This window comes from Pseudomonas sp. BN515, assembly GCF_029873155.1.
Taxonomy (GTDB): Bacteria; Pseudomonadota; Gammaproteobacteria; order Pseudomonadales; family Pseudomonadaceae; genus Metapseudomonas.
Genome location: NZ_SSOH01000092.1, coordinates 50,118 through 75,880, shown reverse-complemented (window position 1 = coordinate 75,880; position 25,763 = coordinate 50,118). Strand labels below are relative to the sequence as shown.

21 protein-coding genes are annotated in these 25,763 nt (G+C 64.9%); 9 read left to right on the top strand and 12 right to left on the bottom strand.

All coding sequences use genetic code 11. The annotated features are described in order from the left end of the window. Positions 1-36: 36 nt before the first annotated feature. The 5 genes from hpaD to hpaI all read left to right on the top strand — a co-directional run bounded on the left by hpaD (position 37) and on the right by hpaI (position 4,423). Positions 37-960, top strand: a complete 924-nt coding sequence (gene hpaD / locus E8E91_RS25955; RefSeq protein WP_280379830.1) for a 3,4-dihydroxyphenylacetate 2,3-dioxygenase — start codon at positions 37-39, stop codon at positions 958-960. A gap of 11 nt (positions 961-971) precedes the next feature. Next, positions 972-1,364, top strand: coding sequence for a 5-carboxymethyl-2-hydroxymuconate Delta-isomerase (locus E8E91_RS25950; protein ID WP_280379828.1), 393 nt, complete (start codon positions 972-974; stop codon positions 1,362-1,364). A 45-nt stretch (positions 1,365-1,409) separates the two neighbouring features. After that, the gene (locus tag E8E91_RS25945; RefSeq protein ID WP_190830432.1) at positions 1,410-2,720 is read left to right on the top strand and encodes an MFS transporter; all 1,311 of its coding nucleotides are present in this window, start codon (positions 1,410-1,412) and stop codon (positions 2,718-2,720) included. Positions 2,721-2,731: 11 nt separating this feature from the next. Continuing rightward, positions 2,732-3,535, top strand: coding sequence for a 2-oxo-hept-4-ene-1,7-dioate hydratase (gene hpaH / locus E8E91_RS25940; protein WP_280379825.1), 804 nt, complete (start codon positions 2,732-2,734; stop codon positions 3,533-3,535). 84 nt (positions 3,536-3,619) lie between these two features. Then, the gene (hpaI, locus tag E8E91_RS25935) at positions 3,620-4,423 is read left to right on the top strand and encodes a 4-hydroxy-2-oxoheptanedioate aldolase (RefSeq protein ID WP_280379823.1); all 804 of its coding nucleotides are present in this window, start codon (positions 3,620-3,622) and stop codon (positions 4,421-4,423) included. A gap of 457 nt (positions 4,424-4,880) precedes the next feature. Here the strand turns inward: hpaI and E8E91_RS25930 are convergent, their stop codons facing one another. The 8 genes from E8E91_RS25930 to E8E91_RS25895 form a co-directional block, all read right to left on the bottom strand. Next, on the bottom strand, positions 4,881-5,819 hold the full coding sequence (locus tag E8E91_RS25930) for a p-hydroxyphenylacetate 3-hydroxylase reductase component (protein ID WP_190830437.1): 939 nt from the start codon (positions 5,817-5,819) through the stop codon (positions 4,881-4,883). A 103-nt stretch (positions 5,820-5,922) separates the two neighbouring features. Beyond that, the gene (locus E8E91_RS25925) at positions 5,923-7,092 is read right to left on the bottom strand and encodes a p-hydroxyphenylacetate 3-hydroxylase oxygenase component (protein ID WP_280379820.1); all 1,170 of its coding nucleotides are present in this window, start codon (positions 7,090-7,092) and stop codon (positions 5,923-5,925) included. Between the two features lie 233 nt (positions 7,093-7,325). After that, positions 7,326-7,748 carry a homoprotocatechuate degradation operon regulator HpaR gene (gene hpaR / locus E8E91_RS25920; RefSeq protein WP_280380364.1) on the bottom strand — a complete coding sequence of 141 codons (423 nt, stop codon included), beginning with the start codon at positions 7,746-7,748 and terminating at the stop codon, positions 7,326-7,328. A 200-nt stretch (positions 7,749-7,948) separates the two neighbouring features. Continuing rightward, entirely contained in the window at positions 7,949-8,212 is a 264-nt protein-coding gene (locus tag E8E91_RS25915; protein ID WP_280379819.1) for a DUF2790 domain-containing protein, read from the bottom strand. Between the two features lie 179 nt (positions 8,213-8,391). Continuing rightward, a complete protein-coding gene (locus E8E91_RS25910) occupies positions 8,392-9,303 on the bottom strand; it encodes an efflux RND transporter periplasmic adaptor subunit (RefSeq protein ID WP_280379817.1) in 912 nt (303 codons plus the stop codon). 7 nt (positions 9,304-9,310) lie between these two features. Then, positions 9,311-9,511, bottom strand: coding sequence for a DUF1656 domain-containing protein (locus E8E91_RS25905; RefSeq protein ID WP_280379815.1), 201 nt, complete (start codon positions 9,509-9,511; stop codon positions 9,311-9,313). After that, positions 9,501-11,720, bottom strand: a complete 2,220-nt coding sequence (locus E8E91_RS25900; RefSeq protein WP_280379813.1) for an FUSC family protein — start codon at positions 11,718-11,720, stop codon at positions 9,501-9,503. Before E8E91_RS25900 ends, E8E91_RS25905 begins: the two co-directional genes overlap by 11 nt. A gap of 9 nt (positions 11,721-11,729) precedes the next feature. Next, positions 11,730-13,238, bottom strand: coding sequence for an efflux transporter outer membrane subunit (locus E8E91_RS25895; RefSeq protein WP_280379811.1), 1,509 nt, complete (start codon positions 13,236-13,238; stop codon positions 11,730-11,732). Between the two features lie 178 nt (positions 13,239-13,416). Between E8E91_RS25895 and E8E91_RS25890 the strand changes: the two genes are divergently transcribed. Further along, complete coding sequence (locus E8E91_RS25890) at positions 13,417-14,367, top strand: LysR family transcriptional regulator (protein WP_280379810.1); 951 nt, start codon at positions 13,417-13,419, stop codon at positions 14,365-14,367. Positions 14,368-14,743: 376 nt separating this feature from the next. Here E8E91_RS25890 and E8E91_RS25885 read toward each other — a convergent pair whose 3' ends face one another. From E8E91_RS25885 to fadD2, 4 genes are all read right to left on the bottom strand, one after another. Continuing rightward, complete coding sequence (locus E8E91_RS25885) at positions 14,744-15,280, bottom strand: DUF3087 domain-containing protein (RefSeq protein WP_280379808.1); 537 nt, start codon at positions 15,278-15,280, stop codon at positions 14,744-14,746. Then, complete coding sequence (gene hrpA, locus E8E91_RS25880; RefSeq protein WP_280379806.1) at positions 15,280-19,350, bottom strand: ATP-dependent RNA helicase HrpA; 4,071 nt, start codon at positions 19,348-19,350, stop codon at positions 15,280-15,282. Before hrpA ends, E8E91_RS25885 begins: the two co-directional genes overlap by 1 nt. Positions 19,351-19,536: 186 nt before the next feature. Beyond that, positions 19,537-21,243 carry a long-chain-fatty-acid--CoA ligase FadD1 gene (gene fadD1 / locus E8E91_RS25875; protein ID WP_280379805.1) on the bottom strand — a complete coding sequence of 569 codons (1,707 nt, stop codon included), beginning with the start codon at positions 21,241-21,243 and terminating at the stop codon, positions 19,537-19,539. Between the two features lie 356 nt (positions 21,244-21,599). Continuing rightward, positions 21,600-23,288, bottom strand: coding sequence for a long-chain-fatty-acid--CoA ligase FadD2 (fadD2, locus tag E8E91_RS25870; RefSeq protein WP_280379803.1), 1,689 nt, complete (start codon positions 23,286-23,288; stop codon positions 21,600-21,602). Between the two features lie 185 nt (positions 23,289-23,473). On the opposite strand from fadD2, the gene E8E91_RS25865 reads away from it, so the two are divergent. The 3 genes from E8E91_RS25865 (at position 23,474) to E8E91_RS25855 (ending at position 25,702) form a co-directional block, all read left to right on the top strand. Further along, positions 23,474-24,211: a transporter substrate-binding domain-containing protein gene (locus tag E8E91_RS25865; protein ID WP_280379801.1), complete on the top strand. Its 738-nt coding sequence runs from the start codon at positions 23,474-23,476 to the stop codon at positions 24,209-24,211. Between the two features lie 64 nt (positions 24,212-24,275). Then, entirely contained in the window at positions 24,276-25,235 is a 960-nt protein-coding gene (locus E8E91_RS25860; protein ID WP_280379799.1) for an alpha/beta hydrolase, read from the top strand. Then, the gene (locus tag E8E91_RS25855) at positions 25,232-25,702 is read left to right on the top strand and encodes a MaoC family dehydratase (protein WP_190834647.1); all 471 of its coding nucleotides are present in this window, start codon (positions 25,232-25,234) and stop codon (positions 25,700-25,702) included. The genes E8E91_RS25860 and E8E91_RS25855 overlap by 4 nt, the downstream gene beginning before the upstream one ends. The last annotated feature ends 61 nt before the right edge of the window (positions 25,703-25,763 follow it).

The following is a 25,763-nucleotide window of genomic DNA, read 5'->3' as shown; positions in this document are numbered from 1 at the left end:
TGCAACCGACCGACAACAAGACCAGGAGTTACCGTCATGGGCAAACTTGCTCTGGCTGCCAAGATCACCCACGTTCCGTCCATGTACCTGTCCGAGCTGCCGGGCCCGCGCCAGGGCTTCCGTCAGGCCGCTATCGACGGACACATTGAAATCGGCCGCCGCTGCCGCGAGCTGAACGTTGACACCATCGTCGTGTTCGACACCCACTGGCTGGTCAACGCCAACTACCACATCAATTGCGGCGCCCAATTCCAGGGCCTTTACACCAGCAACGAGCTGCCGCACTTCATCGCCAACATGGAATACGGCTTCCCGGGCAACCCCGAGCTGGGCCGCCTGCTGGCCGAGGAATGTAACCGATTCGGCGTGGAGACCATGGCCCACGACGCAACCACCCTGGCCCCGGAATACGGCACCCTGGTGCCTATGCGCTACATGAACGCCGACCAGCACTTCAAGGTGATCTCGGTCTCGGCGCTGTGCACCTCCCACTACCTGAACGACAGCGCCCGTCTCGGCTGGGCCATGCGCAAGGCCGTGGAAGAACACTACGACGGCACGGTGGCCTTCCTTGCCAGCGGGTCGCTGTCCCACCGTTTCGCCCAGAACGGCCAGGCGCCCGAGTTCGCCACGAAAGTGTGGAGCCCCTTCCTGGAAACCCTCGATCACCGCGTGGTGCAGATGTGGGAAGACGGCGACTGGGAAGACTTCTGCGCCATGCTCCCGGAGTACGCGGTGAAGGGCCACGGCGAAGGCTTCATGCACGACACCGCCATGCTGCTGGGCGCCCTGGGCTGGTCGAAGTACGACGGCAAGGCCGAAGTCGTCACCCCCTACTTCGGTTCCTCCGGCACCGGCCAGATCAACGCCGTGTTCCCGGTCACCCCGCAGGACGGTTCCGCCATTCCCGCCGCCCAGGCCTCGAACCCGGCCGGCGTCGCCTCCACCAGCCGTCTCTGAGGGGCAGCGCCATGCCGCACTTCATCGTCGAATACACCCACAACATCGAGGCCGAGGCTGACTTGCCGGTCCTCTTCGAGAAGGTCCACGCCTGCCTGGGCGCCTCGGGGGTCTTTCCCCTTGGGGGCATCCGCAGCCGTGCCATGCGCCTGGATACCTGGCGCATGGCGGACGGCAAGCACGACTACGCGTTTGTCCACATGACCCTGAAGGTCGGTGCCGGCCGTGACCTGGAGACCCGCCGCCAGGTGGCCGACGCGCTGTTCGAGACGATCACCCAGCACTTCGCCGAACTCCAGGCGCGCCGTTTGCTGGCCCTCTCTTTCGAGATGACCGAGCTGCATGCCGAGCTCAATTACAAGCTCAACAACGTGCATGCATTCCTGAGGGGCGAGGGCGGCTGAAGCCGCCCCACCTCCCCCGCTCTCATTCAGAAAAAGTACAAGACCATGAGCACAATCGATTCCGTTTGCCCTGCCGGCGCCGAGAACGCCACCCGCGATGCGACCCATCGCGCCGTCACCTGGCGGCTGATGCCGCTGCTGCTGGTGTGCTACCTGTTCGCCCACCTCGACCGTATCAATATCGGTTTCGCCAAGATGCAGCTGAGCGCTGACCTGCAGTTCAGCGACACCGTCTACGGCCTCGGCGCCGGTCTGTTCTTCATCGCCTACGCCCTGTTTGGCGTACCCAGCAACCTGGCCCTGGAACGGGTCGGCCCGCGCCGCTGGATCGCTTTCCTGATGGTGGTCTGGGGCTTTCTGTCCAGCGGCATGTTCCTGATCCAGGACGCCACCGGCTTCTACGTGCTGCGCTTCCTGCTTGGCGTGGCCGAGGCCGGTTTCTTCCCCGGCATTCTGGTGTACCTCAACCGCTGGTACCCGGCGCGCCGCCGCGCCCAGATCACCGCCCTGTTCGCCATTGCCGTGCCCATGGCTGGGGTGATAGGCGGGCCGCTGTCCGGCGCCATACTCGAGGGCTTCCACGACCACCTGGGCCTGCGCGGCTGGCAGTGGATGTTCCTGCTGGAAGGTTCCCCCGTGATCCTTCTTGGCCTGGTTGTATGGTTCAACCTGCCGGAGCGCTTTGATGCGGTTGCGTGGTTGAGCGACGAGCAGAAGCGCTGCTTGCGGGAGGACATGGCCATCGAGGAGCAGCGCAAGCCCATCACCTCCTTCGCCGGCATCTTGCGCGATCGCTGGGTGTGGCTCCTGGTGGCGATCTACTTCGCGGTGATGCTGGCGGTGAATACCCTGGCCTTCTGGATGCCCACCCTGATCCACGGCACCGGCGTCGCCCGGGACAGCCAGGTTGGACTGCTCAGCGCTATTCCCTATGTGGCAGGTGTTTGCTTCATGCTGGCCTGCGGTCGTTCCTCGGACCGTCACCGCGAACGCCGCTGGCACCTGTGCGTTCCGCTGTTGATGTGCGCTGCCGGCATTGCCATCAGCGGGCTGTTACCCGGCAGCACCGTCCCCGTCCTGGCTGGATTGATCATCGCCGGCATGGGCGCCAGCGCCGCCCTGCCGATGTTCTGGCAGTTGCCACCCGCCTTCCTCTCTATCCGCACCCAGGCTGCCGGGATCGGACTGATCAGCTCCTTCGGCAGCGTTGCCGCTTTTCTCGCGCCCTACCTGATCGGCTGGATGCGCGACACCACTCAGAGCGCCAGCCTCGCGCTGTTCGTCCTGGCCGTATTCATCGCCCTCGGCGCCGCGCTGGTGCTTCGCACGCCCGCCGAACTCGTCAATCCTCGTTAGAGAACCCCGTCATGCTCGACCCTACTCTGATCCAACAGGCCGCCGCCCGTCTCGACGCCGCCGAGCGCTCCCGCGAACAGGTGCGCCAGTTCTCCCTCGATTACCCGTCCATCAGCATCGACGACGCCTATGCGATCCAGCGCGCCTGGGTTGCCCAGAAGATCCGTGACGGTCGCAAGCTGGTCGGCCACAAGATCGGCCTCACCTCTCGCGCCATGCAGGTGTCGTCCAATATCACCGAGCCGGATTACGGCGCGCTGCTGGACGACATGCTCTTCGAGGAAGGCAGCGACATCCCGTTCGAGCGCTTCATTGTCCCGCGCGTGGAAGTGGAACTGGCCTTCATCCTCGGCAAGCCCCTGCGCGGCCCGAACTGCACGGTTTTCGACGTGCTGGAAGCCACCGAGTGGGTGATTCCCGCGCTGGAGATCATCGACGCCCGCATCCAGCAGGTGGACCCCGATACGAAAGTGACCCGCAAGGTGTTCGACACCATTTCCGATAACGCCGCCAACGCTGGCGTGGTGATGGGCGGCCGCGCCGTGCGCCCGACAGATATCGACCTGCGCCGGGTGCCGGCCATCCTCTACCGCAATGGCGTGATCGAGGAATCCGGTGTGTCTGCTGCCGTACTCAACCATCCGGCCAAGGGTGTGGCGTGGCTGGCCAACAAGCTGGCGCCCTACGACGTCACCCTGGAAGCCGGCCAGATCATTCTCGGCGGCTCCTTCACGCGCCCTGTGGCGGCAAACCCCGGCGACACCTTCCACGTCGACTACGACCAGCTGGGCTCCATCGCCTGCCGCTTCGTCTGACGCCCCTGTAGGAGCGAGCTTGCTCGCGAAGCTCTTCGCCAGCAGAGCTGGCTCCTACATTCAATGCCTGCCAAGGAGTCCTCCATGGACCTGCCGATCAACACGTTCAAACAGCGCCTGCAATCCGGCCAACCCCAGATCGGCCTCTGGCTCGGCCTTGCCGATGCCTATTGCGCGGAGCTGGCAGCCAACGCCGGCTTCGACTGGCTGCTGCTCGACGGCGAGCACGCGCCCAACGATCTGCGCACCCTGCTGGCCCAATTGCAGGCCATTGCACCCTACCCGTCCCAGCCAATTATCCGCCCGCCCATTGGCGACGCGGTACTGATCAAGCAACTGCTGGACATCGGCGCCCAGACCCTGCTGGTGCCCATGGTGGAGTCGGCCGAGCAGGCCGCCGAATTGGTGCGTGCCATGCGCTATCCGCCCTTCGGCATCCGCGGCGTCGGCAGCGCCCTGGCCCGCGCCTCGCGCTGGAACAGCATCCCCGGCTACCTCGACCATGCTGACGAGCAGATGTGCCTGTTGGTGCAGATCGAGAACCTCGAAGGCCTTGCCAACCTGGACGCGATCGCCGCAGTGGAGGGCGTTGACGGCGTGTTCATCGGCCCGGCTGACCTCTCCGCTGCCATGGGCCATCGCGGCAACCCCGGCCACCCGGAAGTCCAGGCCGCCATCGAAGATGCCATCGTCCGCATCCGCGCTACCGGCAAGGCCGCCGGCATCCTCTCCGCCGACCAGACCCTGGCGCGCCGCTACATCGAACTGGGCGCCGCCTTCGTTGCGGTGGGGGTGGATACCACGGTGCTGATGCGTGGTTTGCAGAGCCTGGCAGGTGCGTTCAAGGGAACGGCCACTCCGGCGAGCGGGGGTGGCGGGGTGTATTGATTGCCCCGTGCCCCCTGTAAGGGCGAATTCATTCGCCAAGCAGGACGCAGTCCTGCCGTAGGTTGGCGCGGAGGAACGAAGCCCAACGCGCCAGACTCGCCCCTGAATCGTTGGGCTTCGCAAAGCTCAGCCACAACCTACAAAAAAATGGCGCCCACCTGGGGCGCCATTTTCACCGCACTCGTGCTCGATCAGCCCAACGCAATCACCGCCTTGAGCATTCGCTTGAAGACTTCCACATGCTCCTCGCCGAACTGAGCGAACACCCTGCCGCCAGGGAAAGCCCTGGCGAATTCATTCGCCAAGCAGGACGCAGTCCTGCCGTAGGTTGGCGCTGAGGAACGAAGCCCAACGTCCCAGACTCGCCCCTGAATCGTTGGGCTTCGCAAAGCTCAGCCACAACCTACAAAAAAAAGGCGCCCACATGGGGCGCCATTTTCACTGCACTCGTGCTCGATCAGCCCAACGCAATCACCGCCTTGAGCATCTGTTTGAAGGTTTCCACCTGCTCCTCGCCAAATTGCGCAAAGACCTTGTCCTGCTGTTCGCGAGCAATGCGCCAGAGCGCGTCAGCCTGCTCCACGCCGGCGGGGGTCAGCACGTAACGATCCTCCGCGTCGGCCACCATGCCCTTGCGTTTGAGGATGGCCACGGCCTCCTCGATTTCGCGCATGGGCATCGCCACTTCGCGCTGCAAGTCGCACAGTCCCAGGCCGGCATCGTTCTCCAGCACCATCAGCATGCGCGCTTCGCTGGTGCGAAGGCCGGTGGACAGCTGCTTGGGCTGGTAGTCGGCCTGGTAGCCACGTACCGCCTGGGTCATCAGGTAGTAGAGGTTGTGGGACAGGCGCCCCTGAAAGGCACTCGAAGCCGGCTGGCCCTCGGCCTTTTGCGTCATGCGGGTGTGCGGCAGGACCATGGAGTAGGCGCCCTGGTGGTAGAGCAGCGGCGAACGGCCGAAGTCGTCGAAGCGCACCACCTTGCCGATGAGAATCCAGTGATCGCCACCTTCCACACGCTGGTGCATTTCACATTCGAAGCGTGCCGCACAGTCGGGCAGCAGCGGCGCGCCACCGATGCCGGACTCCGCCGCCACGCCTTCGAACTTGTCGTCACGGGGACGAGCGAACTGATTGGACAGGTCGATCTGGTCGGCCGCCAGGATGTTCACCGCGAAGTGGCTGGCCTGCTCGAATACCGCCAGGCTGCTGGAGCGCTTGTCGATGCTCCAGAGGATCAGCGGCGGCTCCAGCGACACCGAGTTGAAGCTGTTGGCGGTGACGCCCACACGGGTGCCATCGGGCGCGGTGGCGGTCATCACCGTCACCCCGGTGGCGAAGTTGCCCAGGGCGCGGCGGAAGGCACGGGAATCGAAGAGGGTTTCTTGAGAGGACATGGCGCAGCTCCTGGCGGCCGCCTCCGAAGGACGGCCGCGCGATTGTTCTGATTGGGCGACGCAGGGCCGCCCGGCACGCAGGTGAGCGATGAAGCCCGGAGGATCAAACCATCGAGGGATCAGGCTCCAGGCCCATCAGCTCTCGACCGAGGATCTGCGCGCAGACGTCGTAGTCGGTGTAGGCGTGGGCGCCGGTCATGTGGGAGTCGCGGAACAGGCGCTGCATCTCGTTGTTCTCGAACCAGCTGGTGCCACCGGCCGCCTCGAACAGGCGGTCCACGGACTGGATGCACATCTTCACCGCGTAGGCCTGATTGGTGCGCCAGAAGGCCAGGGTTTCGCGGCTGGGGTACTGGTGGCGCTCGCCATGCTCGGCGTGCTCCTGCCAGGTCTTTTCCAGGAAGGCGCGGGCAGCGGCAACCTGATGGGTGGACTCGGCCAGGCGCATCAGCGCCGGGGTGGCGGTGCCCACATTCACGCCGGTGTAGGCGCGCACGCGGTTCTTCGTTTTCTCCTTGTAGGCCTCCAGCATGCGCTCGGCGATACCGAGGCTGATGGCGGCGAAACCACTGGCGAAGTACGGGCGGTACGGCGTGTAGAAGATCTTGCTGTCCGGATACAGACCGAAGCCATCGGAGCGGCCTTCCATCATGTCCTTGGCAGCCTGGATGCGGTAATTCGGCACGAAGGCGTCCTTGATGATCAGGGTCTTGGTACCGCTGCCCTTCATGCCGGCAGCAAACCAGTCATCGCGGATCTCGTAATCACTGCGCGGCAACACGGCGAAGCAGTAGACCTGCTCCCCTTCGGGGTTCTGGCGGCGGCAGCCGACGATGGCCCATTCGGCATGGTCGCTGCCGCTGCTCCAACCCATCTCGCCATTGAAGATCACCCCACCGTCCACCTCCTCGATGCGGCCAAAGGGTGCGATGGAGCTGCTGGCAGTGGCGTCCGGGTTCTCGCCCCAGATCTCCTCCTGCAGACGCGACGAGAACATGGCCAACTGGTGACTGTGGGTGCACAACAGACTGAAGGCCCAGGCAGTGCTGGCGCAGGCGCCGGCCAGGGCAACCACGCAATCGGCGAACTCGGGCAGGGAGATTTCCATGCCGCCGTATTTCTTGGGCTGTAGCGCGCGATGCAGGCCGATGCCCTTGAGCATGGCGATGTTCTCTTCCGGCACCTGGCGCAACTGCTCGGCTTTCGAGGCATTGGCAGCGATGGCCGGAAGGATGGCCTTGAGGTCGTCGAGAAGGGAGTTTGGCTTTTTCATGTCGAGGCCCTGCTTATTGTTAGTACTTGGAAAAGGCCAGGCAGATGGCTCATCTCGATGCACAAAGGCACGGGAAGCCGGAGCCTGAAACGGGTAACCCAAGTGGGTGCAGGGCGATTATGGGACGGGGGGCAAACCTCAAAAATGGACGTTACGGTCTCTCGATTGCACTTTTCATGGAGCGCCGGAAACGTTGCGTTTCCGGCATCGGACCTGGCTTGCGGAGTGCCCTATCAGGGCTTGATCTGCTTCAGCTCGTTGAGCAACTCGAAGAGCTGCTTGAGCTTGTCCTCGCCGAACTGCTCCTGGATCTTCTGGTAGTTGGCTTCCATGCCCTCGCTCATGGAGAGGAAGCACTGGTGGCCTTTTTCGGTCAGGTTGACCAGCACGCGGCGCTGGTCCTGCGGCGCCTTGCGGCGTACCACTACGCCATCGCGTTCCAGGCGTGCCAGCACGCCGGTCATGCTCGGCTTGAGGATGCAGGCGAGTTCCGCCAGCTGGTAGCTCTCCAGCTCGCCGTGCTGGCGCAGCAGGCGAATCACCCGCCATTGCTGCTCGGTCAGGTCGTGCTGGTTGAGCAACGGGCGGAAGAAGCTCATGGCCGCTTCGCGGGCCTGGAGCAGGGTCAGGGTCAGGGAAGGTCTTGGGCTGGGCATGATCGGGTGGGCCGGGAGTTTATTCATGAAGAGTTTAACGAAAAACCCGTGCCCCGCCCAAGGCCCTGTGGGCGAACGTGTCGACCGGCATTGGCGGATCGCCCCCTACCATCCGAATCACCCCGGCGCCTTTCCATAAGACCTGAAACGACAACGCCCGACTCTTCAGGCCGGGCGTCATAAACAACTTCAGAGATATATCAACCGTTACTGCAACCCTGACCGAACACAACATATTCCAGGCGATGAACTTTGCCCTGGTGATCTTCGTAAGTCATATAAGCCGGAACTACGCCACAGACATCGGGGATTTCACTGCGGGAAATGACGCGGGCGATATCAAGCTCCATTCCATAGTGGTACTGCTCGACAACGGGTTCCCCGGTAATAGCGGCTTCCACCGGTTCTTCGGCCAAGGCGAAGGCAGACATGCCGGCGAGCGCCAGCAAGACGAGAGCTTTCATTGGATAGTTTTCCGAGTGCTTGGAAGTTGGAACTTCGACCAGCTCTCCACGAACTGGTCGAAGGTACAGCGCAACACCTTTCGGTGATGTTTACGGCAGCAAGCGCCTCGTCGTGGGAGGCGGGATAATTTTATTGCCGGAGCAACTTTCCAAACAGCGCCATATACAACAAGGACTATTTACTGCGCGAACAACAATCGGTTGAACAGGCCCGAAGTTTCCGGCGCCCTGCCCTCTTCGCCAATCACCACGGTGCAGGTCATCCCGGCGGCCAGCAGCACGCCCTCCGGCACCTCGTCGAGGTGGATGCGCACCGGCACGCGCTGGGCCAGGCGCACCCAGTTGAAGGTGGGGTTCACATCGGCGATCAGCTCGCGGCTTTCCGGGTTGTCGCGGTCGTAGATGCCACGGGCGATGCTGTCCACATGGCCGCTGATGCGCTCTCCGCTCATCAGGCGCAGCTCGGCACGGTCACCCACCTTGATGTGCGGCAGGCGCGTCTCTTCGAAGTAGCCGTTGACGTAGAAGGAGCTGTCATCCACCAGCGCCATGCTCGCTTCACCGCGTTCTGCGAAGTCGCCCTTGTAGACATTGAGGTTGGTGATGTGGCCGGACACCGGGGCTCGCACTTCGGTACGTGCCAGGTTGAGCTTCGCGGCATCCAGGGCAGCGACCGCCTCCTGGTATTCGGCCAGGGCGGAGGCAGCCAGGTGGCCGGCATCCTCTCGGCTCTCACGGGAGACCACCAGGTCGTCCATATCGGCGCGGCGGTCGGCATTCACCTTGCGCATATCCAGCGCGGCCTTGCGCGCTGCCACCAGGGCTTCGGCCTGTTTCACCGCCACCTGGTAATGGGCGGGATCGATGCGCAGCAGCAGGTCCCCGGCCTTTACGTTCTGGTTGTCCCGCACCTGCACATCGGCCACCAGCCCGGCCACGTCGGGGGCGATGTTGATCACGTCGGCGCGCACGCGGCCGTCGCGGGTCCAGGGGGAATCCATGTAGTGCAGCCAAAGGGTGCGCACCAGCACGACCGCCACGGTGAGGATGAGCAGGGTCGCGCCGACACTGATGATGCGTTTCAGGGACATGGGGGCCTCAACGGTAGATGGTCAGCGCCAGGGCGCAGTACAGGCAGGTGAACAGGCCGACGCGCAGCAGCGCCGGGTGCCAGGCTTGGCGGTACAGGCCGCACCAGGCGAACAGGCGGTCCAACCCCCAGCCCAGCAGGAAGGTCACCAGGAACAGCAGGGTCAGGCTCGGCATATAGACGCCATGCAGGACGATCTCACGCGGCATGGGCGGCTCCTTGCAGGCGTGCCGGCACGGCGTCGCCGGCCAGCGGGGTCTGCGGGTCCAGCAGGGACGTGCGGATGAAGTGCAGGTAGCTCTGCAGCCTGCGCAGGGGGGATGTCTCGAACTGCGGTGCACAGGGCTCGGCGGTGCTGCGCACACTGTCGATGGCCTGTTCCACGGCAGACAGGGCACGCTGGCGGTTGGCTTCCGAGGGCTGGATGAACAGCCGCACCAGCGCACGTCCCATGGCACGGATGGCGTTGCGCCAGGGCATGGACTCGGCGTAGCAGGACAGCGCCGGCAAGCGCGCCTGTTCCAGGCGCAGCTCGATCACCGCATGTCCCACTTCCTGCACCAGGAACATCCAGCGCAATAGCTGGCGCTGCACATCCGGGCGGCCGGCGGAATACAGGTAGGCCTGGTTCAGCAGATCGCGGGTGCCGCTTTCGAAGCCGGAGACCAGCCCCTTCATCCGGCCACTCACCGCGCGTACCACGCACATGCGCAGGTCATGTTCCAGGCGGCGCCAGAGCCAGGGCCGGTTGGGTGGCAGCAGCACGGCAGCCGCCGCAGTGGCCAACGCCATGGACAGCACCGAGGCGAGGTACTCGTTGAGCACCCGATGGGGGTCGAACAGGGTCTGGTTGGCGGGCATGGAGGTCATGGCGAACCACACCAGCAGGCCCAGGCCGGCGCCGGCCACTTGCGGCCGCGCGAGCATCCAGGCGCCCAGGGCGACCACGGGTGCCAGCGCACAGCAGAGCAGCGCGAATCCGTCGATTTCGGGCAACACCCGGAAGGTCATGAAGATGCCGAGGCAGGCGCCAGCGGAAGCGCCCAGGGTGAGCTGCAACGACAGGCGCCGGGGATTGGACGAGGACGACGCCAGGGCCGAAACCATGCCGATGGTCATGGCGAAGGTTCCGCCACTGGGCCAGGCGGTGGCCATCCAGAACACACTGAGCACCAGGATCAGCAGGCTGCTGCGCAATCCCGCCACGGCGGCGGCCACGGCGTTGGCGCGGGGTCGGAAGTTTTCTTTCCACTGCTCGCGCGCGTGGTGGTCGTCCAGCAGCGAGGCGTGGGTCTGGGCGTAGTTGTGCAGGTCATCGGCGAAGCGATAGAGCAGTTCGGCGGCGGTGTCGTAGTCCAGGCTCTGGGCTTCGCTGGGTTGCTGCATGGCGAGCTGCGCCCGACCGCTGCGGATCAGCTGCATCAGCTCTTGCTTGCAGGCCTCCAGGCGGATGGCGAGCTGCGCCGCCTCGGCTTCGCTGCTGAGGCGATCGCGCAGAGGTGCGAGCAGGCCGGCGATTTCGGCCAGGCACGGCTGCAATGAAGCGAGCACGATCCCACCGTAGGAGCCAGCTCTGCTGGCGAATTCCGTCGGCTCGGAGCCTTCGCGAGCAGAGCTGGCTCCTACAGTGAGACGGCGCAGCAACTGGTGCAGGCCGTGGAAACGGGTGGAGAGCACCATGAACTCATTGTTCAGCCGCGCCAGGCGCCCGCTGCGCATGCGCATGTGCGGGTCTTCGAAGGCGGTGGCGCTGCGCATGTTCTCCAGGCTCACGGCGGCGGCGGCAAAGCGCGCGGTGCTGGCGTCGAAGCGCGCGGTATCCAGACCGCCGGCCAGCCCTTCGCAGGCGAAAGCGGCGAAATCGCGGAAGCGTCCATGCAAGGTGTTGCGCAAGTCGGTACTGGTGCTCTGCGGCAGGATCAGCCCGTTGACCAGGCCGGTGCAGAGAATGCCCAGGCTGATTTCCAGCACCCGCCAGAGCGCGAGCATGAAGGCGTCGTCGGGGTGGGTCGTGGCAGGCAGGCCGATCATCACCGCCGTGTAGCCGGCCAGCACGCAAGCATAGCCGCGGAAGTCGCGATAGCGCGCAGCCCCGGCTGTGCACAGGCCAATCCAGACCGCCAGGCAGAGCATGAACAGCACCCGTTCCTGGTTGAACAGGGCGATCAGCGCCACCATCACCGTCAGCCCCAACAGGGTGCCGATGATGCGGTAGAAGCTCTTGGCCAGGACCTGCCCGCTCTGCGGCTGCATGACGATGAACACGGTCACCAGCACGGTTCCCGGCTGCGGCAGTTCCAGGCGATAGGCCAGCCACAGCGCCAGGAAGGCAGTGAGCAGCGCCTTGAAGATGAAGGCCCAGGTCAGGCCGTCACTGCGCGCCCAGTCGGCCAGCGCGCGGTTGAAGGTTTGCACCATGAAGGGACCTCAGGACTTGGGAAGAAAGCGCAGGCGCGGTTCCTGCGGTGCCAGGCCGGCATCGGAAGGGCCGCCCGGCTCGGGCATCACGCCGCCGCCAAGGGCCAGCAGCAGGTCGGCCTGGGCGCCGAGCAGCGCCGCGCGGACCTGCTGTTGCTGGAGCTGGCGCTGGAACAATTCGGGCTGGGTTTCCAGCACCGTATCGAAGTCGGTCAGGCCGCGTTGCTGGGCCAGCAACGCGAGGTCGCAGGTCTTCTGCGCGGCGGCCACCGCTTCAGCGGCCAGTGCCTGCTGCTGATTCAGCGACTTGATGCGCACCAGGGCATCGGCCACCTGTTGCAACGCGGCGACCAGTGTCTGGTTGTACTGCTCCACCGCCAGGTCGTACTCGGCAGCGGCGGCGCCGAGTTCACCACGGCGCAGACCGCCGTCGAACACCGGCAGGCTAAGGGCCGGGCCGAGGTTGTAGGTGAGCTTGTCGTAGCGCAGGAAATCCAGCACGCCGCCCTGGGTGGCGTTGGAGCCGATGCCGCCCAGCAGGTTGACGTTGGGATAGAAGCCGGCCTTGGCGACTTCGATGCCACGCGCCTGCGCCGCCACCTGCCAGCGGCTGGCCACCAGGTCTGGCCGGCGCCCGAGCAGTTCCAGCGGCAGCTGCGCCGGCAGGCCGGGCAGGTTCTGCAGATCGAGTGCGGGACGCTGCAAGCGTTCACCCTCCCCCGGCCCCTTGCCGGCCAGGGCGGCGAGCTGGTTGCGGGTCAGGGCGATGGATTCGTCCAGCGCGTCGATCTGTCGATGGCTTTCCGGCAGGGGCGCCTCGGCGCGGCTGACGTCCAGGCGCGTGCCGATACCATCGCGCAAGCGACGCTCGGCCAGATGCAGGACTTGTTCCTGCTGGGAAAGATTGGCCCGGGCGACATCCATCTCCGCATGCAACAGTGCCAGCCGGATATAGCTGCGCACCAGGTTGCCCTGCAGTTCCAACGCAGCCAGGCGCGCCTCGGCCACCGCTACGCGGGTCTGGTCCAGGGCCTGGTGGCTGCGGCTGCGCTCACGGCCCCAGAGGTCGAGGTCATAGGAAAAACCCAGCAGGCTGATGTTGTTCCAACTGGTGGTGCGGGCGAGTTCGCCGGGGCCGTAGAAGTAATCATCGGGCCAGCGCTTGCGCTGCAGATTGGCATCGAAGTTGACCTGGGGCTGCTCGGCCGACTCCACCACCCCGGCCAGGGCACGGGCCTGGCGCACACGGGCGGCGGCCATGGCCAGGCTGGGGCTGCCAGCCAGTGCCTGCTCCATCCAGGCGTCCAGCTGCGGGTCGCCATAGGCGCGCCACCATTGCGTGCTGGGCCAGGCGGCATCTCGCTCGGCACGGCGAATGGCCGAACCGGGGTCCAATTGGGTGGCGTCCAGGCGCTCGGCCTGGGGGGCTATGCCCTGACTATCGATACAAGCGGAGAGAAGCGAAACGACGGCGAACAGACTGGCGCGGGCGACGCCGGGCCAAGGATTGCGGTGCACTGCGGCATATCCTGAATGCTGGGTAACCAGGGCTGATGCCTGGAACGGCGGCGATTCTAGAACTGGGAGGAGATAAGGATAAGGCGACGGATAGATAAAGGATTGTGTACTGAATCAGCCATAATCCACCGACATACTTCGTGACAAAATTCGGCTCCCTTCCGGGCCAGGACCCTACATGGACATCCTTTTCAACATGCGCGCCTTCGTCTGCGTGGCGGAAACCGGCAGTTTCACCGCAGCTGCCCAGCGCATGGACCTCACGACCTCGTACATTTCCCGCGCCGTCGCCACCCTCGAAACCCATCTGCGCACCCGCCTGCTGCACCGCACCACCCGCCGCATCGCCCTGACCGAAGCCGGCCAGCGCTACCTGCTGCGCTGCGAGCAGATCCTTGGCTATATCGAAGAAGCCGAGGCCGAGGCCAGCGAGGCCCATGCGCGGCCGGTGGGCAACCTCAAGGTGCATGCCATGACCGGCATCGGCCAGCACTACCTGATCAAGGCCATCGCCGGGTACAGCGAGAAGTACCCGGATGTGAGCTTCGACCTGACCCTGGCCAACCGCACCACCGACATCCTCGACGAGGGTTACGACATCTCGGTGGTGATCGCCCAGGAACTGCCGGATTCGGGGTTCATCTCCAAGCAGCTCGGTACCACCTACAGCGTGCTCTGCGCATCGCCCGGCTATATCGAGAAGCACGGCGCGCCGCGCCTGCCCGCCGAGCTGGTAAAGCACCGCTGCCTGCGCCTGGTGAACAACGTGATGTCCCTGGACAAGTGGCTGTTCGAGGGGCCGGACGGCCAGGAGATGGTCAGCGTCAACCAGACGCCCTTCCAGGTGAATACGGCCGATGCGATGACCGAAGCCATCAAGGCCGGAATAGGGGTTGGCGTGGTGCCGGTGTACTCGGCCATCAGCGGCCTGAGGGACGGCAGCCTGGTGCGCGTGCTGCCCAATCACAGCCTCTTTCCCCTCGGCATCTACGCCCTCTACCCGTCGCGGCAATTCCTCGACGCGAAGATCCGCACCTGGGTGGAATTCCTCCGCGAGTTCCTGCCGGAGCGGGTCGCGGCGGATGAGAAGGCGGTGGCGGAGTACAGCTTGAGGTTGGGGGGGCGGTAGCGGCTTGGCTTCCGCGCCAACCTGAAGGCACCCTCATCCGAACGCGGCCCGCCCCGGCCCCCGCTCTGCGCCCCGGCCTGATCGCTTCGCGCTCAGGCGTTCATCGGCACCGGAAGCGGTGCTTCCGAAAGCGTGCCTCTTCACCCCTGAAGAGGAGAGGGGTGACTCGCGCCGGCGCCACCTTGCCCTGGCACGGGCCCTGTAGGGGTGAATTCATTCGCCAAGCAGATCGAAGAGCTGCCCTTGGGATTACATGCGCGGCACAATTTCCCTCACCCCCGGCCCCTCTCCCGCAGGCGGGCGAGGGGTGACTCGCGCCGGTGAGGTCTGAGCAATCCTGACGCTCACGCGGGCCTGAAGCTGGGCGATGGCGGAACTACTTGCCGAATCCCTTCACCGCTTCCAGCCAGCCCAGGTCCAGACGGTTCTGCTCCACTTCCAGCCCCTGTGCCTCCATCGCTTCGCGATGCTGGTCGATCTCGCGCACGTGGTGGCTGAGGTCGGCGCTGTTGCCGTCCAACTGGTGCATCTGGGTCAGGCCCAGGTGGTAGAAGCGCAGCAGCTTCATCGCCGCTGGATCTCCCGCCGCCACTCCCGCCTTGACCTTGTGCATGACGTTGGTGACGCGCATCAGGCTGCGCTTGAGCTGCCAGCCGTATACGGCCGGGGCCATCCAGGGGCGCGGCCAGAGCTGGATGCGCACCACGGCGACGGTAATCGCCAGCCCGGCCAGCACACCGATCAGGTTCCAGCGGAAGTTATCGCCGCCGGACGTTCCGAACACCTGCACGCAGAAGGTGGACAACAGCAGCGCCAGGGCGATGAAGATCGCCGCGACCACCAGGGTGATGCGGCGGGTCTGCTTGCGGTAGAGCTCGGGGCTCATGGGACGGATTTCGAAAGGCTCACTCATCAGGCTTCTACCTGGCTCCACTGTTTGTTCAGGCGCTTATCGGACACCGCCATCTTCGTGCCCAACTGCTGGGCGAACAGCGAGACGCGGTACTCCTCCAGCATCCAGCGGTAGAGCACCAGTTCCGGATCACGCTTGCCCTCCTGGGCATGCTTGGCCAGGCGGGCCTTGTACTGCTCCCAGTAGCCGGCCAGCTCGCCGGACCAGACTCGGTCGCGTTGCAACTGTGCGGCGATCTTGTCGAAACGCTGCTCGATGGCCTTGAGGTAACGCGGCAGTTCCTTCAGCCACTCCGCCGGAGTCTCGCGGACGAAGCCCGGATAGACGAGGTTGCCCAGCTGCGCCTTGATGTCGTTGAGCGCCACCGCCTGGGCCAGGTCGATGCGGCCCTTGAAGCGTTTCTGCAGGGCATGCCAGAGCTTGAGGATTTCCAACGTCAGGCGCGCCAGGCGCTCGGCGTGTTCGGCCCAGGCGCCGCGCTTCTTCTCGGCGAGCGAGGCCAGGGCGGCGCCGTCGCGGGGCAGGCTGGCTTCGCCGTCGAGGATGCAGCTGTCCAGGCTGGCCAGGAGGATGTCCTCCACCAGCGCATCGACGCGGCCCATGTCGCGGTACAGCAGGCCGAGTTCAGTGAGGCCCGGCAGCTTGCCACGGAGGAACTTGGCGGTTTCGCCCAACTGCTGCAGCAACAGGCGCTGAAGCGCGCGGCGATGTTGCCATTCGGCTTCGGCCTGGGTCGGGAAGCGGCTTTCCTTGACGGTGCCGCCCTCCTCCACCAGTGCTGGGTACACCGTCATGGACAGGCCAGCGACCTTTTGCTGGGTCTTTTCCGCGACCTGGGCGAAGCCCTTGGCCTCCACCGGTTTCTGTTCCTGCTGCGCCTGCGGAATGGCCAGGGCGGCCTGGCTGGCTTCGGCAAAGCGCGCGGTGATCTCCGCCAGGTCGCGGCCTTCGCCGAGGAACTTGCCACGGGCGTCCACCACCTCAAGGTTCATCTTCAGGTGGTTTTCCAGTTGTACAGCGGCCTCGACCCAGGCTTCCTCCGGCACACGGGCGCCGGTCATGCGGGTGAGTTCGCGGCCCAGGGATTCAGGCAACGAACCCTGACCGAAGACGATCTTGTCCAGCGCCGCCTTCACGAAGTCCGGCACCGGTACGAAGTTCTTGCGGATGGCCTTGGGCAGGTTGCGCACCAGGGCGACGCACTTGGTCTCCAGCAGGCCCGGCACCAGCCATTCCAGGCGCTCCGCCGGCAGTTGCGGCAGCAGCGGCGCCGGCACCCGCAGGGTCACGCCGTCACGCGGGTGACCGGGTTCGAAGTGGTAGGTCAGCGGGAGCTGCAGTTCGCCCAGGCGCAGTTTGTCCGGGTACTGCGCGGCGGTGACTTCGCTGGCTTCGCGGGCCAGCACGTCTTCCTCGCGCATGATCAGGAGGTCAGGGTTGTTCACCCTTTCGCGCTCGTACCATTTCTCGAAGCTGGCGGTCTGGTAGATGTCCGCCGGCAGGCGCGCCGCGTAGTAGGCGAACAGGGTTTCCTCATCGGCGAGGATGTCGCGGCGGCGGGCCTTGGCTTCCAGTTCGTCGAGCTTCTCCAGCAACTGCCGGTTGGCGGCGAGGCACTTCGCCTTGCTGTGGATTTCGCCGCGTACCAGGCCTTCGCGGATGAACAGCTCACGGGAAACTTCCGGGTCCACCGGGCCGTAATGCACGGCGCGGCGGCCGACGATGATCAGGCCGTAGAGGGTGATCTGCTCGAAGGCCACGACCTGGCCACGACGTTTCTCCCAGTGGGGTTCCAGGTGATTCTTCTTCACCAGGTGACCGGCCAGGGGCTCCAGCCAGTCCGGCTCGATCTTCGCCACCATCCGCGCGAACAGCTTGGTGGTTTCCACCAGTTCGGCGGTCATCACCCACTGCGGGCGCTTTCTGGCGATGGCGGTGCCCGGATGGATCCAGAAGCGCCGCTGACGCGCGCCGAGGTAGTCGCCTTCCTCGGTCTTCTGGCCGATCTGGCTCAGCAGGCCGCAGAGGATCGCCTTGTGCACCTTGGCGTAGTCGATGCTGCGCTGTTGCTGTTCGGCCTTGGCGGCGGCATCACGCGGACCTTCGGCAGGACCGCTTTTCGTAGGATGGCGCTGAGCGGAGCGATGCCCATCGTTTCGACCAGCATGGGTATCGCTACGCTCCACCCATCCTACGGGGGCTTCGGCGCGCTGGGTTTTACTCCGTTCGGGGAAGAGCTTCAGCTCGCGGCAGATCAGCACCAGCTGGCGGTGAGCATCGCGCCATTCGCGCAGGCGCAGGTAGTTGAGGAAGTTCTTCCTGCACCAGTTGCGCAGGGGGTTGGAGCCCAGCGCCTGGCGCTGTTCCTCGAAGCCACGCCAGAGGTTGATCAGCGCGGCGAAATCGGAATCCACATCCTTCCATTGCGCGTGCGCCTGATCGGCGGCCTGCTGGCGTTCGATCGGCCGCTCACGCGGGTCCTGCACCGACAGCGCGGCGGTGATCACCAGCACTTCGTCGAGGCTGCCCTGGCGGGCACCTTCCAGCACCATGCGTCCCAGGCGCGGGTCGATGGGCAGGCGCGCCAGTTGGCGGCCAATGGGGGTGAGCTGGCTCTCGCGGTTCACCGCCGAGAGCTCCTGCAACAGGGTGAAGCCGTCCTTGATCGCCTTGCCGTCCGGCGGCTCGATGAAGGGGAAGGCTTCGATATCGCCCAGGCGCAGGTGGAGCATCTGCAGGATCACCGCCGCAAGGTTGGTGCGCAGGATCTCCGGATCGGTGAAGGTCGGGCGGGAAAGGAAATCTTCCTCGCTGTAGAGGCGCACGCAGATGCCCGGCTCGACCCGGCCGCAACGGCCCTTGCGCTGGTTGGCGCTGGCCTGGGACACCGCTTCCACCGGCAGGCGCTGGACCTTGGCGCGGTAGCTGTAGCGGCTGATGCGCGCGGTGCCGCTGTCGATCACGTAGCGGATGCCCGGCACCGTCAGCGAGGTTTCCGCGACGTTGGTGGACAGGACGATCTTGCGGCCCGGCATGGGCTGGAAGATTTTCTGCTGCTCGGCCGGCGTCAGGCGCGCGTACAGCGGCAGCACTTCGGTGTGCTTGAGCTGAGCCTTGCGCAGCACCTCGGCGCAGTCGCGGATTTCCCGCTCGCCGGGGAGGAACACCAGCACGTCGCCGGGGCGCTTGCCCACTTCGCGTTCGTGCGCGGCGATCTCATCCAGGGCGCGGAGGATGCCCTGGTCCACGGACAGGTCGTCGAACAGCGCCTCGCCGTCTTCGTCCACCTCGGCGGCCAGCGGCCGGTACCAGGTGTCCACCGGATAGGTGCGGCCGGAGACCTCGATGATCGGCGCATCGCCGAAATGCTTCGAGAAGCGCTCCAGGTCGATGGTGGCCGAGGTAATGATCAGCTTGAGGTCGGGGCGGCGCGGCAGCAGAGTTTTCAGGTAGCCGAGGAGGAAGTCGATGTTCAGGCTTCGCTCGTGGGCCTCGTCGACGATGATGGTGTCGTAGCGTTCGAGGAAGCGGTCGTGCTGGGTTTCGGCCAGCAGGATGCCGTCGGTCATCAGCTTGATCAGGCTGCGCTCGTTGGACTGGTCCTCGAAGCGCACCTGGTAGCCCACCAGCTCGCCCAGGGGGCTGCCGATCTCTTCCGCAACCCGTGTGGCCACGCTGCGTGCCGCCAGCCGGCGCGGCTGGGTGTGGCCGATCAGGCCGTGGGTGCCACGGCCGATCTCCAGGCAGATCTTCGGCAACTGGGTGGTCTTGCCCGAACCGGTTTCACCGGCGATCACCAGCACCTGGTGCTTTTCCAGGGCCGCCTTGATTTCGTCGCGCTTGGCGGCGATGGGCAGGGCATCGTCATAGCGCATCACCGGCACGCTGGCCCGCCGCGCCTCCGCCCGCGCCACCGAGGCCTGGAAGCGCTCGGCCCATTGCGCCAGCTTGGTGGCATCCGGCTGCTTGCGCAGTTCATGGAGCTGCCGGCGCAGACGATGGCGGTCGGCGCCCATGGCCTGGTCGAGGCGTTGCAGGAGTTGTTCGGGGCTGGGGGATTGCTCGCTCATCGGTTCCGCTGATTCTGCTGTCGTTTTCGGCAAGGGCGGAATTGTCGCAGATTTCCCCCGGCGCAGGCTTGGACCTGCAGGGGCGAATTCATTCGCCCCTGCAGGTCCAAGCCTCATCAGCGCCGTAGACCACCAGAAACGACAAGGCCCCGCGAGTGCGGGGCCTTGTCGGGTAGTTCAGCGGGATCAGGCCTGGGCCTTTTCCTGCTTCGCCTTGAGCTTCTTCAACTCTTCGTCACGCAGTTCGCGGCGCAGGATCTTGCCGACGTTGGTGGTCGGCAGCGCATCGCGGAACTCGATGGCGCGCGGCACCTTGTAGCCGGTGACGTTGCTGCGCATGTGCTCCATCACCTGTTCCTTGGTCAGGCTGACGCCGGGCTTGGCCACCACGAACATCTTGATCGCCTCGCCGGATTTCTCGTCCGGCACGCCGATGGCGGCGCACTGCAGCACGCCCGGCAGGGTCGCCAGCACGTCTTCCAGTTCGTTCGGGTACACGTTGAAGCCGGAGACCAGGATCATGTCCTTCTTGCGGTCGACGATGCGCATGAAGCCGTCGTCCTGGATCACCGCGACGTCGCCGGTCTTCAGCCAGCCGTCAGCATCAAGGATTTCGTCGGTAGCTTCCTGGCGCTGCCAGTAGCCTTTCATCACCTGCGGGCCTTTCACGCACAGCTCGCCGGGCGCGCCCAGGCCGACGTCCTTGCCCTCTTCGTCCACCACCCTGCACTGGGTGGACGGGACCGGGATGCCGATGGTGCCGATCTGGATGCTCTGGAAGGGGTTCACCGATACCACCGGGCTGGTTTCGGTCATGCCGTAGCCTTCGCTGATGGCGCAACCGGTGACCTGCTTCCAGCGCTCGGCAGTGGCCAGTTGCAGGGCCATACCGCCGGACAGGGTCAGCTTCAGCGCGGAGAAGTCCAGCTTGCGGAAGCCCTCGTTGTTGCACAGGGCAACGAACAGGGTGTTCAGGCCGACGAAACCAGTGAACTTGTATTTCGACAGTTCCTTGGTCATGGCCGGCAGGTCGCGCGGGTTGGAAATGAGAATGTTGTGGTTGCCGGTCAGCATCATCGCCATGCAATGGAAGGTGAAGGCGTAGATGTGATAGAGCGGCAGCGGGGTGATGAGGATCTCGCAGCCTTCGTTCAGGTTGGCGCCCATCAATGCCTTGCACTGCAGCATGTTGGCGATCAGGTTGCGGTGGGTCAGCATCGCGCCCTTGGCCACACCGGTGGTACCGCCGGTGTATTGCAGCACGGCGATGTCGCCGCTCTGCGGACTGACTTCGCGGACGGCGCGGCCACGACCCTTGGCCAGTGCATCGTTGAGCTTGACTGCCTGGGGCAGGCTGAACGGCGGCACCATCTTCTTCACGTGCTTGATCACGGCGTTGACCAGCAGGCGCTTGAAGGTCGGCAGCAGGTCGCCGACTTCGGTGACGATGACGTGTTTCACGCCGGTGCGGGGCAGCACTTCCTCGGCCAGGTGGGCCATGTTGGCCAGGCAGACCAACGCCTTGGCGCCGGCGTCGTTGAACTGGTGCTCCATTTCCCGCGCGGTGTACAGCGGGTTGGTGTTGACCACGATCAGGCCGGCGCGCATGGCGCCGAAGACCACCACCGGGTACTGCAGGATGTTCGGCAGCTGCACGGCGATGCGGTCGCCGGGCTTGAGGTCGGTGTGGTTCTGCAGGTAGGCGGCGAAGGCACCGGAAAGTTCGTAGAGCTCACCGTAGGTGAGGGTCTTGCCCAGGTTGCTGAATGCGGGCTTGTCGGCAAAGCGTTGGCAGGACTCCTTCAATACCGCCTGGACGTTGGGGTATTGGTCGGCGTTGATCTCGGCAGGAACGCCCGCTGGATATTTGTCCTTCCAGAAGTTTTCGGTCATGGAGGCCCACTCCTAAGCAACAGCTGATTTCACTGTCCTCCAAGGGACAGTTGTTTGTTGTGTTCTGTGCGATTGTGCGCCCGAACGGGCAAAAAAACGCGCCGAGAGTATCAGCTTTAAAAGAGGCTCACCAGCACCAAACCAGCCCTTGCCAGTCATAAAAGTGACCCAAAACGGTGCCACTGGTCATATTTGGAGTCTGAACTCTAATTCGCCGACAAACGGCGTATTCCGCGGCTTTCACGGGTTCTCAAGGAAGGGATCGGACTGTCGGACAAGCCGTCCGTGCAAAAAGCAGGGGGAAGATGGGGCGGGCGGAGCGAGGGCAGGACGGAGGACCCGCCCTGCCCTTTCGGTCAGGCGATATCGCGCAGTTCGCGACGCAGGATCTTGCCCACCGGGGTCATCGGCAGGGCGTCCTTCAGCACGATGTGCTTGGGTACCTTGTAGCCGGTGAAGTTTTCCTTGCAGTAGGCCTTCAGCTCCTCGACGCTGACGCCGCCTTCGCGCGGCACCACGAAGAGCTTCACCGCCTCGCCGGATTTCTCGTCCGGCACACCGATGGCCGCGCAGTTGGCGACCTTCGGGTGGGCCATGACCACGTCTTCGATCTCGTTCGGGTAGACGTTGAAGCCGGAGACGATGATCAGGTCCTTCTTGCGGTCGACGATGCGCACGAAGCCGTCCGGGTCGATCACCGCGATGTCGCCGGTCTTCAGCCAACCGTCGGCGTCCAGCACCTCGGCGGTCGCTTCAGGACGCTGCCAGTAGCCCTTCATCACCTGCGGGCCCTTGATGCACAGCTCGCCGCGCTCACCCAGGGGCAGTTCGTTGCCCGCGTCATCAATGGTCTTGAAAGCGGTGCCCGGCACCGGGATGCCCACGGTGCCCAGGCGCGCCTGGTTGCCGTAGGGGTTGGTGCTGGCCACGGGCGAGGTTTCGGTCAGGCCGTAGCCTTCCACCACCGAGCAACCGGTGAGGGCCTGCCAGCGTTCGGCGGTGGCCTTGACCAGCGCGGTACCGCCGGAGTTGGTGACCTTGAGGTTGGAGAAGTCGAGGCTCTTGAACTCGGGGTGGTCCATCAGCGCGACGAACAGGGTGTTCAGGCCCAGCAGCGCGGAGAAGCGCCACTTCTTCAGCTCCTTGATGAAGCCGCCGATGTCGCGCGGGTTGGTGATGAGGATGTTGTGGTTGCCGTTGACCATCATGCACATGCAATTCGCGGTGAAGGCATAGATGTGGTACAGCGGCAGCGGCGCAATCATGATTTCCTGGCCCTGCTTCATCAGCGGCGAGCCATCCGGGCCGAGCTGCGACAGGCAGGCGTCCACCTGCTGCATGTTGGCCACCAGGTTGCCGTGGGTCAGCATCGCGCCCTTGGCCACGCCGGTGGTGCCGCCGGTGTACTGCAGCACGGCGATGTCTTCCAGGCTCACCCGCACCGGTTTCAGCGCATGGCCCTGGCCCTGCCTTAGCACGTCCTTGAAGTGGACCGCCTGGGGCAAGTGGTAGTCCGGGACCATCTTCTTCACCGACTTCACCACGGTATTGACCAGCCAGCCCTTCAGGCTCGGCAGCAAGTCACCCATGCGCGCTTCGATCAGGTACTCGATCTCGGTATCGGGCAACACCTCCTCGACCAGCTTGCCGAACAGGTTGATGTAGACCAGCGCACGCACCCCGGCGTCCTTGAACTGGTGACGCATCTCGCGGGCGGTGTACAGCGGGTTGGTGTTGACCACGATGAGGCCGGCGCGCAGGGCGCCGAACACGGCGATGGGGTATTGCAGGACGTTGGGCATCTGCACGGCGATGCGGTCGCCGGGCTTGAGGTCGGTGTTCTTCTGCAGGTAGGCAGCGAAGGCGGCGGACAGGCGATCCAGCTCGGCATAGGTCAGGGTCACGCCCAGGTTGCTGAAGGCCGGGCGGTCAGCGAACTTCTTGCAGGATCGCTCGAACACCTCGATCACTGATTTGTAGGCGGCCAGATCGATTTGGTTGGGCACGCCGGCCGGGCGTTTGTCGCTCCAGAAATCAGGTTGCATTGTTCTTATCCTCTAAGCCCTGAAATTGTCTGGCCCGCACTGCGGGACTGCCCGGAACTTAGCAGCTCCATCGCGCAGCGCAAATATGCGACTGGGTGTCATTGACCACGTGAATCTTGCCGATAGTCCAGTTAGATTCGCCTAGCATTCGAACAAGAACATGACATCTGGATTACCTATCCCCCATGCGTCTCCCTCCGGCCCTGTGGGCACTGCTGTCCTGCCTGCTCCTCAGCGGCGGCGTCCGCGCTGATCTGCGCCTGGCCACCCTGGAATATCCGCCCTATTGCTCGCAGTCCCTGCCACAGGGCGGCAGCATCATCGAACTCACCACCCGCGCCTTTGCCACCCAGGGCTACAAGGTCCAGGTGGACTTCATGCCCTGGGCGCGCGTGCGCGCCGCCCTGCACAGCGGCCACTACCAAGGCGCCCTGGCCCTCTGGCCGCGGGAAGTGGTGGAGGAAAAGCTCCACGCATCACGCCCGCTGTTCTATAGCGAGCTGGGATTCTTCGTGCGCAAGGACACGCCGATCGAATTCAAGGACCTGGCCGAACTCAAGGGACGCAAGGTAGGCGTGGTCAGGGGCTACGGCTATCCGACCAGTGTGCTGCACTCGGGATTCAGCGCCGAAGAGGCGGTGGACGACATCTCCAACCTGCGCAAGCTGGATGCCCGGCGTTTTGACCTGGTGCTGCTGGAGCGCGCGGTGGGCCAGTACCTGATCGCCACGGACGAACACCTGCGCGGCAAGCTCCAATGGCAGCCGCCGGCGCTGGAACGCGTTCCCCTGCTGGCGGGTTTCACCACGCCGCGCCCCGGACAGCCGGACTGGGCGCAAGTCTACGAGCGTGGCCTCAGGGACCTGTTGGCCAGCGGCGAGTACCGGCGCATCCTCGAACGCCATAACGTCGCCCCCAACTGAGCAGGCTTTGCGCCACCCCCGCGCCCGTGCACAATGCGCCGATTCCCCGGCAAAAGGATCGGCCATGCGCCACGATGCTTTCTGGCTCGACGCCAGCGATGCAGTGCCCCTGTACGTCAACCACTGGTCCGGCGAAGCCCCGCCAAGGGCGGTGGTCATGCTCTCCCACGGCATGGCCGAACATGGCGGCCGCTATGCGCGATTGGGCGAGGCCCTGGTGGCCGCCGGCTTCGAGCTTTACGCACTGGACCAGCGCGGCCATGGCCGCAGCGCCAAGCATGGCGTCCTCGGCCAGTACGCCGCGGATGATGGCTGGAACAAGGTCATCGGCGACCTGGCCAGCCTCAACCACCACATCCGCCAGCAGCACCCGCAGGCCCCGATCTTCCTGCTGGGCCACAGCATGGGCAGCTACATCGGCCAGGCCTACCTGATGCAGCACAGCTCCAGCCTGCAGGGCGCAATCCTGTCCGGCTCCAACTACCAGCCGGTGGCGCTGTACAAGGTGGCCGCACTGGTGGCCCGCTTCGAGCGCTGGCGCCAGGGCAAGGAGGGCCGCAGCGCGCTGATCGAGTTCCTCTCGTTCGGCTCCTTCAACAAGGCCTTCAAGCCCAACCGAACGGCCTTCGACTGGCTGAGCCGCGACCCGGTGGAAGTGGACAAGTACGTGGGCGACCCGCTCTGCGGCTTCCGCTGCACCAACCAGTTGTGGCTCGACCTGCTCGGCGGGCTTCAGAATATCACCCCGCCCAAGCACCTGGCGCAGATAGACCCCGACCTGCCGCTGCTGGTGATCGGCGGCGAGCGCGACCCGGTCAGCGAAGGCCGGCGCCTGCAGGATTTGGCCCAGGCATTGCGCCGGGCCGGCATCAGGGACGTGCAACTGAACATCTACCCCGACGCCCGCCACGAGCTGCTCAACGAGAGCAACCGCGACGAAGTGACCAACGATCTGATCGACTGGCTGGAACAGGCCCTTGCCCACAGCCGGCACCACCCAACGCAAGCCAAGGAGACCGCATGAGCCAGGTAACCAACTTCACTTACGACGCCCTGGAAGTCGGCCAGAAAGCCACCTTCTCCACCGCCGTCGAAGAGCGTCACATCCAGCTGTTCGCCGCCGTCTCCGGCGACCGCAACCCGGTGCACCTGGACGCTGAGTACGCCGCCACCACCATGTTCAAGGAGCGCATCGCCCACGGCATGTTCACCGGCGCCCTGATCAGCGCCGCCATCGCCTGCGAAATGCCCGGCCCGGGCAGCATCTACCTCGGCCAGCAACTCAAGTTCACCCGTCCGGTGAAGCTCGGCGACACCCTGACCGTGGAACTGGAAATCCTCGAGAAGCTACCGAAGAACCGCGTGCGCATCGCCACCCGCGTGTTCAACCAGAACGCCGACCAGGTCGTGGATGGCGAAGCCGAAGTGCTGGCGCCCAAGCAGCAGCTCTCGGTGGAACTGCCGGAGCTGCCGCCGATCACCATCGGCTGATTGCGCTGGATATGAAAAAGCCCGGATCGAATCCGGGCTTTTTTGTTGGGCATTCGTCTGC